At 63.2% G+C, this 12378-nt stretch carries 11 protein-coding genes; 1 reads left to right on the top strand and 10 read right to left on the bottom strand.

The genetic code is table 11. The annotated features are described in order from the left end of the window. Nucleotides 1-10: 10 nt before the first annotated feature. The 10 genes from AB7531_RS29005 to AB7531_RS28960 all read right to left on the bottom strand — a co-directional run bounded on the left by AB7531_RS29005 (nucleotide 11) and on the right by AB7531_RS28960 (nucleotide 10388). Entirely contained in the window at nucleotides 11-1708 is a 1698-nt protein-coding gene (locus AB7531_RS29005) for an ABC transporter ATP-binding protein (protein WP_063984186.1), read from the bottom strand. Further along, nucleotides 1687-2535: an ABC transporter permease gene (locus AB7531_RS29000; protein ID WP_063984185.1), complete on the bottom strand. Its 849-nt coding sequence runs from the start codon at nucleotides 2533-2535 to the stop codon at nucleotides 1687-1689. The genes AB7531_RS29005 and AB7531_RS29000 overlap by 22 nt, the downstream gene beginning before the upstream one ends. Then, on the bottom strand, nucleotides 2532-3542 hold the full coding sequence (locus AB7531_RS28995) for an ABC transporter permease (RefSeq protein WP_063984184.1): 1011 nt from the start codon (nucleotides 3540-3542) through the stop codon (nucleotides 2532-2534). The genes AB7531_RS29000 and AB7531_RS28995 overlap by 4 nt, the downstream gene beginning before the upstream one ends. A 38-nt stretch (nucleotides 3543-3580) precedes the next feature. Then, entirely contained in the window at nucleotides 3581-5233 is a 1653-nt protein-coding gene (locus AB7531_RS28990) for an ABC transporter substrate-binding protein (RefSeq protein WP_063984183.1), read from the bottom strand. A gap of 823 nt (nucleotides 5234-6056) precedes the next feature. Then, entirely contained in the window at nucleotides 6057-6566 is a 510-nt protein-coding gene (locus tag AB7531_RS28985; protein WP_063984182.1) for an Lrp/AsnC family transcriptional regulator, read from the bottom strand. Between the two features lie 45 nt (nucleotides 6567-6611). Then, nucleotides 6612-6764: a hypothetical protein gene (locus tag AB7531_RS28980; RefSeq protein ID WP_187387755.1), complete on the bottom strand. Its 153-nt coding sequence runs from the start codon at nucleotides 6762-6764 to the stop codon at nucleotides 6612-6614. 213 nt (nucleotides 6765-6977) lie between these two features. Continuing rightward, nucleotides 6978-7304, bottom strand: coding sequence for a hypothetical protein (locus AB7531_RS28975; RefSeq protein ID WP_063984181.1), 327 nt, complete (start codon nucleotides 7302-7304; stop codon nucleotides 6978-6980). A 9-nt stretch (nucleotides 7305-7313) separates the two neighbouring features. Continuing rightward, nucleotides 7314-8129: a MetQ/NlpA family ABC transporter substrate-binding protein gene (locus AB7531_RS28970; RefSeq protein ID WP_063984180.1), complete on the bottom strand. Its 816-nt coding sequence runs from the start codon at nucleotides 8127-8129 to the stop codon at nucleotides 7314-7316. A gap of 45 nt (nucleotides 8130-8174) precedes the next feature. Next, complete coding sequence (locus AB7531_RS28965) at nucleotides 8175-9518, bottom strand: LLM class flavin-dependent oxidoreductase (RefSeq protein ID WP_063984179.1); 1344 nt, start codon at nucleotides 9516-9518, stop codon at nucleotides 8175-8177. A gap of 33 nt (nucleotides 9519-9551) precedes the next feature. After that, nucleotides 9552-10388 (bottom strand): class I SAM-dependent methyltransferase, encoded by an 837-nt coding sequence (locus AB7531_RS28960; protein ID WP_063984178.1) that lies wholly within the window; start codon nucleotides 10386-10388, stop codon nucleotides 9552-9554. Between the two features lie 373 nt (nucleotides 10389-10761). On the opposite strand from AB7531_RS28960, the gene AB7531_RS28955 reads away from it, so the two are divergent. Beyond that, nucleotides 10762-12201: an FAD-dependent oxidoreductase gene (locus AB7531_RS28955; RefSeq protein WP_063984177.1), complete on the top strand. Its 1440-nt coding sequence runs from the start codon at nucleotides 10762-10764 to the stop codon at nucleotides 12199-12201. The last annotated feature ends 177 nt before the right edge of the window (nucleotides 12202-12378 follow it).

Raw genomic sequence — 12378 nt, 5'->3', positions numbered from 1 at the left:
GCGGTCATGATCAACCGAAGGCGCGCGTGCGCATGTGTGCGACATCGTTGCCACCCGACGGGATCGACGCCAGCAGCGACCTCGTATAGGGCTGCTGAGGGTTGTCGAAGATGTCGGCGACGGTCCCGTGTTCGACGATGCGTCCGCGATGCATCACGGAGACGGTGTGGGCGAGCTGACGCACCAGCGCCAGGTCATGAGACACGAACACGTAGGTCAGGCCCAGAGTAGCCTGTAGCGAGAGCAGGACTTCGACGATGCCGGCCTGGACGCTGACGTCGAGCGCGGAGGTGGGTTCGTCGAGCACGATCACGTCGGGCTTGAGGACCAGCGACCGGGCGATGGCCACGCGCTGGCGCTGGCCACCTGACAGGGCTCCGGGCTTGCGGGAGAGCAGGTGCTCGCCAAGTCCGACATTGGCCAACGCTTCGCGGACGCGCTCATCCCGTTCCTTTCGCGTTCCGATCTTGAATCGATCGAGCGGCTCGCGCACGAGCCGCTCAATCGTCCAGGTCGGATCGAGCGAGGTGAAGGGGTTCTGGTAGACCAGCTGAAGGTGGCGCCACACCGTCCGCAGTGCCTCGGGCGAGCGGCCGGTGATTTGTTCGCCTGCGACCGAGATGCTCCCGGTGTCGGGTCCCTCCAGTCCAAGCAGCAGCCGAACCGTCGTGGTCTTGCCCGAGCCCGATTCGCCGACCAGCGCGTGCGTGGTGCCAGCAGGGACGCTGAACGACAAATCGTCGACGGCCGTCAGCGCCTTGCCGTCGACTGTGAAGGTCTTCGTGACGGCGCTGACCTCGATCTTCGGTGCCTGGCCGGTCTTGAGGGAACGGAAGCCCGTGTCGCGCAGTGCGGCGTAACGGTCGGGGTTGAGGGCCGGGACATCCGCGCGCAGCTTCTTTGCGTAGGCCGACGCCGGCGAGGAGAAGACGGAGGCGGTCCGGCCAGCCTCCTGGATGACGCCGTCCTTGAGCACCACGAGCGAGTCCGCTCGCTCGGCGGCGATCGCAAGGTCGTGCGTGATGAGCAGCAGGCTGATCTTGAGATCGTGCTGCAGCCGCGTGAGCAGGTCGAGGATCCGCTTCTGGATCGTGACGTCGAGCGCGGAGGTCGGCTCGTCCGCGACCAGCAGTGCCGGCCGTGGCAGGATCGCAAGGCCGATCAGCACGCGCTGGAGCATGCCGCCGGACAGCTGGTGCGGGTAGGAGTCGTAGACACGCAGGGGGGTGTCGAGCCCAACCTGGGCGAACGTCTCCAGGATGAGCTGCTTGCGGATCGCCTTGTCGGGCTCGTCGAGCAGCGCAGCCGCCTCCTGCGCCTGGGCACCGATCGTCCGCACCGGGTTGAGTGAGTTGGCGGGGTCCTGCGGGACGAACCCGATGGCTCGTCCCCGCAGCGGCCGGAAGCCGCGCTCGGAAATCCCGAGCACCTCCTGGCCGTCGAACGCGACGCGGCCGGTGGCGTGCCCGCCGCTGGGGAGCAGCCGCAGCACCGCGCGGGCGATCGTCGACTTGCCGGAACCGGACTCTCCGATGAGGGCGAGGCTCTCGCCGCGGCCGAGTTCAAAGCTCACGTTGGTTACGACCTCGTGCGGCCCATAGGAGACCGACAGGCCGTCGACCCGGAGCTGCGGAATCGACCGCAGCGGCGTCGGCGCGACGCGGTCGGCGCGGGTGAACGTGGCGGTCAGTCTGTCTTGCGGAGCCATCGGCTGATCCTGTTTGCGGAGAGGACGGTCGCGATCGTGACGAAGGCGGGGGCGTACACCAGCCACGGCCATTTGAGGTAGTCCTTGCCGATCGAGATCAGCAGGCCCCAGTCGGAGGCGGGAGGCGGATCGCCGTAGCCGAGGAAAGCAAGGCTGGCGATCACCAGGATCGACAGGCCGAACTGCAGCACCGCGAGCGGGAGCACCGAGCGCGATGCATTCGGCAGCACGTGCCGCAACAGAATGTGCCAGCGCGAGCCGCCCATCAGGAACGACGCCTCGACGAAAACGGCCTGCCGGGTCTTGATCACTTCCGAGCGCATCACCCGCGCGAACACGGCGACCGCCGAGACGCCGGTCGCAACCGCAGCGTTCGTGGTGTCGAAACCGATCGCGGTGACGACGATGACCGCCAGCAGGAAGTTCGGGATCGCCAGCAGCACATCCACCAGGCGGGCGAGCACGATGTCCACCCAGCCGCCGAGGAAGCCGGCCAGGAGGCCGATGAGCCCGCCGGCAACCGCGGCGATGACGACCGCGATGAGCGCGCTCGTCACCGAGGAGGCCGTGCCATAGACGACACGGGTATAGAGGTCGCGACCGAGGTGATCGGTGCCGAACCAATGCGCTGCGCTGGGGCTGAGCAGCTTGTCAGCGGGGACGCCGCTGGCGGGATCATGACTCGTGAACAAGCTCGGCGCGAGCGACCAGGCGATTACGATCAGGATGACCGCGAATGCGAGCGCGACGGTTGGCGGCACGCGAAGGGCTGTCAGCCGGCTGATCGCCGTGATGCGCGAGGCCGGCGAGACGGAGACGGCAGTCATGGCGTCACCGCCTGGGAAAGATTGGTGGAGCTCTCGTCGGCGGTGGTCGGGCGGACCTTGCGACCGCCGATCAGCTTCACGCGCGGGTCCAGCAGCGGGTAGACGAGGTCGGCGATCAAATTGACGAGCACGAACACCACTGCCGCAAGCGAGACGACCGCTTGCAGGACAGGCAGGTCCTGCGTGCTCACCGAACGCTGCACCAGGCTGCCGATGCCGGTGCGTCCGAACACCGTCTCGGTGATCAGCGAACCGCCGAGCAGCTCACCGATGGCGAGTGCGATGACGGTGATGACCGGGAGCGAAGACGGCTTGAGCAGGTGCTTGGCAAAGAGGCGCATCTGCCCGAGCCCACGGCTGCGCGCAACGGCGGCGTATTCCTGCTCGGACTCGTTGTCGAGGTTCGCGATCAGCACCTCGGTGATCCGTGCGGAGATGGGGATGCCGAGCGCGACCGCGGCGAAGAAGGTCGCCCAGAAGCTGTCCGGCGCGATTACGCGAAAGAACCCGAGCTGGAAGCCGAAGATGTGGATCAGCACCAGGCCGATCACGAAGTTCGGCACCGACAGGAACAACGATGGGAAGCCACGCAGCAAGCCCTGGCCGAACCGTTTCGGAAGGAACTGGGTGCCGTAGGCGATCGTGGCCGCCAGCAGCAGCGCGATGGCGAAAGCTGCGGATGCAAGGATCAGTGTCGAAGGGAGAACCTCGGCGATCAGAGTTGTCACAGGCCGGTTGGATCGCATCGACAGGCCGAGGTCGCCGGTCATGAAGTTGGACAAGGACGCCCACAGCTGGATCGGAATTGGCCGGTCCAGGCCTTGGGCGGCGATGATCTCCTTGATCTGATCCTCGCTGAATCCATTCTGCGGGTCGCGCAGCACGTTGGTGATGGGGTCACCAGGCAAAATACTGACGACGACGAAGGTGAAGACGTAAGCCAGCAGGATAACGACGACGGCTTGGGCGAAGCGCTTCGCGGCATAGGACAGGTAGGCGCTTCTCATGCCGGTCGCCTCCTCACGTTGCTTGTTTGCACTGCGGATTACTCGCCGATCGTTGCCGTGTAATAGCTGGCGTAGGCGATGCCGTTGTAGACCTCCCCCTTGAGCTTCGGGGACTGCACGTAGATTCGCTGGACGATCTGCGTGCGCGGGATGAAATAGCCCTGCTCGAGAACGTAGGTCTGCAACTGGTCGAGCAGCGGATTGCGAATGCCGAAAGAGGCAGCGCCGGCGATCTTGTCGCGCAGTTCATTGAGCTTCTTGTCGCTGTCGCCGAGGTTGAACCAGTTCTCGCCGTTGTTGGCGTCGGTGAGGATGCTGGCCACCGTGCCGGCGTCGATGAAGCTGCGCGTCACCTCGTAGGCCGGCACGGCCGGCCCGCCGAACCGGACCTTCTCGCCGAACGTCACGACGTCGTAGGCGCGAATGGTGACCTTCCAGCCGAGCTTGCCGAGTTGCTGGGCGATGAGCTCGTCGATCGACTTTGCCGTCGCAAGATAGGGGTTGGAGTGGAGCGTCAGCGACAGCTGCTTGCCGTCCTTGGTCCGGATGCCGCCAGCACCCTTGATCCAGCCGGCTTCGTCGAGAAGCTTCTCCGCCTTGCCGGGATTGTAGGCCAGGAGCTCGCTATGGTCGGTTGCACCCGGCACGTTGCTCTGGATGAAGGACGTCGCCAGCTTCCAGTCGGGCGTATAGACGGTGTCGATGATCTCCTTCCGGTTGATGCCGGCTTGAAGAGCCTGGCGCACTTTCACGTCATTGTACGGCTCCAGCTTGGTGTTGATCGCGAGGCCGTTGACGAAACCGAGATAGCGCGGGGTTGCGATCGTGAAGCCCGCTTCCTTGAGCGATTTCAGTTCCTGCGGTGAGGGGCTGTAGGCGACATCGGCCTGTCCCGACTGGACAGCGGCGACCCGCAGCGACGGCTCGGTCACCAGTTTGTAGGTGATCGAGTTGAGGTAGGCCGGACCGGTGTGGGCGACGGCTGCCGGCCCCCAATTGTAGTCCTTGCGCTTGACCAGCTTGACGAAGTCGCCCTCTTTCCAGGAAGCGACCACATACGGGCCGCTGCCGGATGTCTTGGCCAGATCAGCCTGCTGGGCGGCGGGCTGCGCGATCGTTTTCGGGGAGATGAGGATCGAGCCGTGATAGCCGAGCGTCGGGATAAACCCGAGCGTCGGCGCCTTGAAGACAACCTTCACGGTGGCTGCATCGACCGCCTCGGCGTGGTCGTAAGTCTTCGGGAAGAGGCCGATCGGATTGATCCCCTCGTTCCGCCGGCCTGCGTGCCAGATGTCGAGATTGGCGACCACGGCTGACGCGTCGAGCGGTGTTCCGTCGGAGAAGGTCACACCCTTCTTGAGGCGCAGGGTGAACTGTGTGGCCTCGCCGTTCTGCTCCCAGCTTTCGGCGATCCAGGGGCTGACCTTGCCGTCGGCATCGACATAGACGAGCTTGTCGGTCACGTGGCCCCAGATGTGGCCCTGGAAGCTGGAGATTGCGCTGTTGTTCGGAATCCAGGTGCTGCCGAGCGAGTCGATGAGGAAGGTGATGTCGCCGCCGCTCGGTGGAGCGCCGGCACTTCGCGCCGGAGAGAGGCCCGCCGTTGCCGTCACGGTCGCTGCTGCAATCACGGAGGCCGCAGCGAGGAGGCGGCGCCGGGAGAGCGAGAACATTGGGAAACGTGCGGTCATGAAGAGCCCCTGATGATTGATGCGCGATCAGGTCACCGTTTCGCGAAAGCGTTACGGCACGATCAGCGTTTCCGCGTAGGAGAAGCGAAACAAAGGGACCTGGCCATTCCAAATTTCACATGGGACAGACAACAAAAGCGTCGGGGGCGGGGCAGTGGACGCGATGGTCATTTTGTTTTCATTGCGAACGCGCCCGATCTGGGTTTGCCCGTGACCGAACAGCGCAACGATTGCCGCTTCATTCGCGCGTCAACCCGAGTTCGGCGTCGAGACGGTCCTCTCAGGCGCATTATGTCGCGCGGCGCATCACCAAATTGAAAAGACATTCTGCAGAGAGCCGAGCGCTGGAGAACGGCATGCTGGCGATCGAGAATACGCGCGAAGCTTGCGTCGGTAGCGCGGTCTTGGGTGAAACGGAATAGGTCAGACACGGCCTTCGATGCGATTGCTCGTGCCGACGAGATCAGTGACGTTGGAAGCCGTGGCGCCCATGATGGACCGGAGCGAGAATTAAAGTCCTTCAATAGATTAGATAGTGGCGTGTGCACTGGGAGATCAAGAAAAATCCCGTCAAAGCCAGTGTGAGCAGGCGTTCAAAGGTGGATCGAAGCGCTCAGCAGGCGCTACGATACGAATGTCTGAGATCGGGTACATGTGGCGTAGCGGCGGGCGATTGCAGTAGTGCGCAGATAGAAGCGCCAAATCTCACCACGCACTCCAATCCAACCAGAAACGAGAGGATTTACGGCGCCGTCGTCTAAGGATGCCTCGGTTCGCGATCTGTCAATTCGTCGCGTGGAATTGGCTCGTCTTTTGTTGGCTCTTATTCCACGGCAATCGGCGGCACCGGCAGCGCCGTGATCGACTTGATCTTCTCCATCGCGAAGCGCGAGGTGACGTTCTTGAGCGGGACGGCGTGGATCAGCTTCTTGTAGAACACGTCGTAGCTCGGCATGTCCGGAATGACGACGCGCAGCATGTAGTCGACGTCGCCGGCCATCCGGTAAAATTCCATCACCTCTGGCATTGCGCTGACTGCTGAGGCGAAACGCTTCAGCCAGACGTCGGAGTGATCCGCGCTCTCCACCGAGACGAACACCGAAAGGCCGAGGCCGATCTTGTTCTGGTCCACCAGCGCAACGCGCTTGAGGATGACACCGTCGGCTTCGAGCCGCTGAATGCGCTTCCAGCAGGGCGTGGACGACAGGCCGACCCGGTCGCCGATTTCGGCCACCGAGAGCGAAGCATCCTCCTGAAGCACCGTCAGGATCTTGCGGTCGATGGCGTCGAGGCGGCGGCCAGTCTCGGCGAGCTGCAACGCAGCGTCGGTCATGTCATAAACCTCAGTTTGATGAAAAGTTGGACGCGTTGCCGGGCGTCAGCCGTGGGGCCCGAACAGGAAGATCTCGTAGAGATCGTCCTGCGTGTTATCCGAGCCGCCTGTCCGTGGTCGCAGCGAGCGCGGGAACCATCCACGTGCCTGTTCGATCAAACGAGCGAAGCCTGAATGCAGCGAGATGACGTAGCTCATATTCACTCCGGACGACGGTGTAGGACGAGAACCCGGAAAAGCTATCACGGCAGGGGTGGAATTGAACATTGCGACACACTCGTCGGAATCAGTTTGGTTGAATCATGCTGGCGTCGTCGCGAGCGCGGCTGGAAAATTCCACGATGCTCGGCTGAGATGGATGATTTTGATATCCATCGCCGCGCCGAAAGCATGGAAGGCATAGTCTTGCCGCTAGTCGGCCGTCAGTAGCGCAAGCACTTCAGCCTGCCGGAGCCGCGGCAGGGAACCGAGGTTCGATGGCCTGCGACAGGACTCCGATGCGGGATAGAGCATGGGCATACCCATGCCCCCCGACACGAGATACGGCAAAGCGTGGTTTGCTCGTCCGTTCAAATGAGCTCCTGTCACGATGCCCAGTGCGAACAGGAAGATGATCAGCAAGACCAGCGGGAGGACGAAAGCCTCCTGGAAACGAAGCTTATCGGTCATCGCTCGCGCGTCGATCGCGCGCTCGGCGGCGGTGCGGCGGCTGGCCCATTCAAGCGTGAAATCGAACATGCGCTTCGCTCACTTCATGTAATCAGGCAAAGTGAAGCCGTCATAGAACCGGTCGGCCTGGATTGCCGCCTTGAACCCAGGCGATTTGTAGCCGGCGACGATGTCCTGAGCCCATTCTGCGTTTGCATTCGCCTTCTTCACGGCGAGGACGTTGATGTAGGGCGTCGTCATCTTCTCCAGCGCAAAGGCGTTGGTCAGCTTCAGCCCGCTGAAGATCGCGAAATTGCCCTGTACGGCGGCGAAATCGACGTCGTCGAGCGCCCGTGGCGCCTGTGCGGCCTCGAGCGGCACGATCTTGATGCCGCCGGGATTTTTGATGACATCGAGCTCGGTGACGTCGACCGACTTGCTATCACGGATCTCGATCAGGCCGAGGTCACGCAGCACCCACAGCGCGCGCTGCAGATTGACCGGATCGTTCGGCACGGCGACGCTCGAGCCCGGCTTGATCGGCGTGCCCAGCGGATGCTTCTTCGAATAGAGGCCCATCGGCGGGGTGGGGACGTGGACGATGCCGACGAGATCGGTCTTCTGCCGCTCGTTGTAGGAATCGAGAAAGATCGTGTGTTGCATCACATTGGCGTCGATCTCGGATTTGAATACCGCATTGTTGGCTTCAAGGCCGGTCGAGAACTCGACATAGCGGATCTTGTAGCCCTTCTTCTTCAGCTCGGGCTCGACGCCGATCTTGAACTCGTCGATATACGGTCCCGGCACGAAGCCGACCCGGAGCTCCGGCTTCGCGGGCTGCTGTGCCAAGGCGTCTTCGGCGGCGAAAGGGGAAAGAGCCAAAAGGCCGGAGAGGAGAAACAACGCTGTCTTCATGTCTTCTTACTGGTCTCGAGTTGGGATGTCAGTGCGGAAGCGGTGTCAGGCGATCGCCTTGACCGCGTTGGAGTAGATGCTGGCGGGACGCGCCAGGCCGTAATGCTCGCGGAGCGTCGTACCGGTGTAGTCCTCGCGGAACAGGCCGCGCTTGCGCAGGATCGGGACGACCTGCTCGGCGAAGACGTCGAAGCCGCCGGGCAGCCAGGGCGGCATCACGTTGAATCCGTCCGCCGCACCGCCCTCGAACCAGGTCTGGATGTTGTCGGCGATCTTTTCCGGCGTGCCCGCAATCACCCAATGGCCGCGCGCGCCGGCGAGGCGCTGCACCAGCTGGCGGATGGTCGGCTTCTCGCGGTCGACGATGTCGACCACCAGCTTGAAGCGGCTGGCAACGCCGCGCGCGCTCGCGGTGTCGATGAGATGGCGCGGGACGGGGCCGTCGAGATCATATCCGGTGAGATCGACGCCGATCATTTGGCGCAGCTGGGTCAGGGAATATTCCGGTTGGATCAGCGCGTTGAATTCGTCCTGGAGCCGGTCCGCCTCGGCCTGCGTGCTGCCGATGAAAGGGCTAATGCCCGGCAGGATCTTGATCTCATCCGGACCGCGGTCGAAGGCGCGGGCCTGGCGCTTGATGTCGGTATAGAACGCCTTCGCCGAGTCCACGGTTTGATGCGCGGTAAAGATCGCCTCCGCAAAGTGGGCGGCGAAGGCACGGCCGTCGTCGGAGGCGCCGGCCTGGACATAGACCGGCCGGCCTTGCGGCACGCGCGAAATGTTGAGCGGGCCGCGCACGCGAAAGTGTTTGCCGACATGGTCGAGCGTGTGGATCTTGTTGGTATCGGCAAAAATGCCCGAGATGGGGTCGTTGACGAGCGCGTCATCCTCCCAGCTGTCCCAGAGCCGCGAGATCACGTCGAGATATTCGCGGGCGCGCTCGTAGCGTTCGTGATGCGAGGGGTGTTCGGGCAGGCCAAAGTTCTGCGCTGCTTGTGGCGCACTGGTCGTCACGATATTCCAGCCGGCGCGACCCTGGCTCAGATGGTCGAGCGAGGCGAACAGGCGCGCGAGGTTGTAAGGCTCGGTATAAGTGGTCGACGCGGTTGCGATGAGGCCGATGCGTTTCGTCACTGCGGCAATCGCAGCCAGCCAGGTGATCGGCTCGAAGCGAAAGCGCTGGGCATAGCGAACGTTGTCGGCGAGGGCCGGACCGTCGGCAAAGAAGATGGCGTCGAATTTACTGGCCTCGGCCCGCTGCGCCAGCTCCTGGTAAAAGGTGATGTCGAGGATGCGTTCCGCCGACGATCCCTTGTAGCGCCACGCGGCTTCGTGGTGGCCGCCGGGATAGATGAAGAGATTGAGAACAAGCTGCCGTTGATTGCTCATGGTTCGAATGTCCAGATGCGATTGCCGGAGAAACTAGGAGGCGGATGGAGTCGTTCGCGACCTCGGCTTTCGCGCGAAGGCGAAACGCAGATATCGCTCCAGGCGCAGGCCCTCCGGGGTACGCCTCGCCTCGACTAGCGCTGCAAAGGCCGCGTCGATCGCTGCCCGCTCCGCCGGCGAAAAGCCGCCAAGAAAGTTGCCGAAGGCGCTGGCCTCGGACCATCCCAGCACCGACGTCACGTCGCCGTGCAGATCGACGAGCGAGCGTAGGTCGCTTCGGTAATCGATGAATCCGACCTCGGCGAACAGGGCTCTGAGCTCTTCGTCGGTTGCTCCGAGCACGCGATGCGACTCGCTGCTTCTCTCGCCGAAGCCGGCCTGTTCGATCGCCTGGCGGAGCAGGGTTCGCGACTCGTGAGGTTTGGTCGGATCCTGAACGTTCAGCCCGATCTGGCCGCCCGGCCTGAGAACGCGTTCGATCTCACGTAGCGCCTGCCGCTTGTCCGCGATCCAGTGGAAGACGCTGTTGAGGTAGACGGCGTCGAATTCCGCGGGTCCAAAGCGCGAAAGGTCCTCGGCACGGCCGACATCGAAGGTCAGCGTCCCCGAGGCGCGCCGGCGCGCGATGGCGATCCGGTTCTCCAGCGGGTCGATGCCGATCACGCGGCCGGTCGGGCCGACAAGTCCCGCGACGAATTCGGTCAGGCGGCCGGTGCCGGCACCGATATCGAGCACGCGATCCCCGGACTTCAAAGCCAGCGGTCCGATGAGGAATTTACCATGGTGAAACTGGAGGACGCCGGTTTGCTCGTAGGTCCGTGCAAGCTCGGGCGTGTCCCGTTCAAGGCTGATGACGCCGGCGGTCGACATCGTGCTTTCCAAAATCTCCAACGAGCCGTCGAGACGGCTTGATCGAGACGAACTCTATGTTGTCGGGGTGAGAAAAGTCGATGAAATGGATTTGCGTTGTTCGGTGCGATGCGAGCATGAATCTAGCGGCGGGAGCGCATTCAGTAGATAACGTCGCGAACCGATCGTCTCAACTGAAAGTCGATCTGGCGAGCGAATGGCCGGTCGTGTCTTCTGGCTCGCGCCGCTGTCGGCGCAAATCTTTCAACACCGCGTGACCTCGCGGTCTGTTCGTTGTTCGGGCCGCAAAACAAAGCCAATTCCATTTCATTGACTGAGCACCGTTGGCTTCTACGATTTGATCGCATCTGATGCAGACAAATCCGGGTGCAACATGTTTCAGTCTGATGTCGACGAGGCGGCTCGCGAGACCTTGCGTCTGATTGGTCCAGATCCGCAGAACTGGGTCTCGGATCGTCACGGGGTCGACCACAACGTCGCCATCATCGGGGGCGGGCAATCCGGAAGCGCTTTCGCCTTTGCATTGCGCCGTGCCGGCATCGGCAAGGTCACGGTGATCGATGCATCACATGATGCGGCGTCGTCCGGTCCATGGCGGAGCAGCGCGCGCATGCACAAGCTGCGCACGCCGAAGAGCTTGCCCGGACCCGAGCTCGGCCTACCCGGACTGAGCTTCCAGTCCTGGTATGAGGCCCGCCACGGCGCGGCCGCGTATGAAGCGATCGATCGCATTGCTCGCGTGGATTGGGCCGCCTACCTCGATTGGTACCGCAAGACTCTTGGTATTGAGGTGCGCTACCGGGCGAAGCTTCTCCGCATCGAGCCGGCGGAGGATCATTTTCGGCTTCATCTCGACGTCGCCGGTGAGGCAAGGATCGAGACAGCCCGCAAGATTATCCTGGCCGGCGGTTTCCCAAGCAACGGCGGTCCGTCCGTCCCCGACGTGCTCTCCCGCAATCTGTCAAAGAAGCTTTACGCGCATACGTTGGAGGCGATCGATTTCGACAGGCTCCGCGACAAGTCGGTCGCGGTGCTGGGCAGTGCGGCCTCCGCGTTCGATGCCGCGGCAGTTGCGCTCGAAGCAGGGGCGAGGGAGGTGCATCTCTTTGCACGCCGCGGCAGGGTGGCCTCGGAGCCCGTGATCAGGACGCGTGGATATCCGGGCGCATACGACAATTACGGGGCGCTCCCGGACGCGGTGCGCTGGCATCAGGCCATTCGCTTCCGTCGCGCGGGATCGACGCCGCCGCCCGATGCAATCGCGCGTGCGGTCAAGTTCCCCAACTTCCACCTTCATCTGGCAGCGCCGTGGACATCAGCCAAGCCGTTCGGACGGCGGCTGCTCGCGACCACGCCGCAGGGCGACATCGCATTCGATTTCGTCATCGCCGGTACGGGCTACCAGGTCGATCTGGCGAAGCGGCCTGAGCTCGCCGCCTTCTCCGACGAGATCCTGCTATGGCGCGACCGCTATTCTCCGACCGCGGACGAGCAGGACGAGGCCCTGGGCGCACACCCTTATCTCGGTGCGGGCCATGAATTCCTGGAGAAGGAGCCCGGCCGCGCGCCTTACTTGCGGAACATCCACGTGTTCAACCCCGCGGCATTCGTCAGCTTCGGCCTGCCGATTGGGGACGTGCCGAGCTTCAAGCGCGATATTCCGGGCGTCGTGGCGCGGATCAGCAGGGATCTGTTTCTTGACGACCTTCCGGCGCACGAGGCGCGGATCAACGGGCCGATCGCCGACGACTTCGAGCCGGCCCTTTACGCGTCGGCCGTTTGGCGGTCGCCGAATATCGTCGCGGCAGAATAGAGCAGAGTGCAAGTAGCAACTGGACACGCCATGATCGTGGATGCGTCTGTTTCTTAACGGCCTCGAACTTTGGAAGCTATTTCCGAAGTCCTTGAGTTAGCATCCTGTGACTGAACAAGGGGCTGCATCGATGCAGCCCCTGGGGAAGATCCCGCCAGACGCGATTGTCGCCAGAGC

Origin of the sequence: Bradyrhizobium sp. 63_E2_N1_3 (assembly GCF_052076005.1) — a bacterium.
GTDB lineage: Bacteria > Pseudomonadota > Alphaproteobacteria > Rhizobiales > Xanthobacteraceae > Bradyrhizobium > Bradyrhizobium barranii.
The sequence above is the reverse complement of the archived record's forward strand: the minus strand, read 5'-3'. Positions and strand labels throughout refer to the sequence as shown.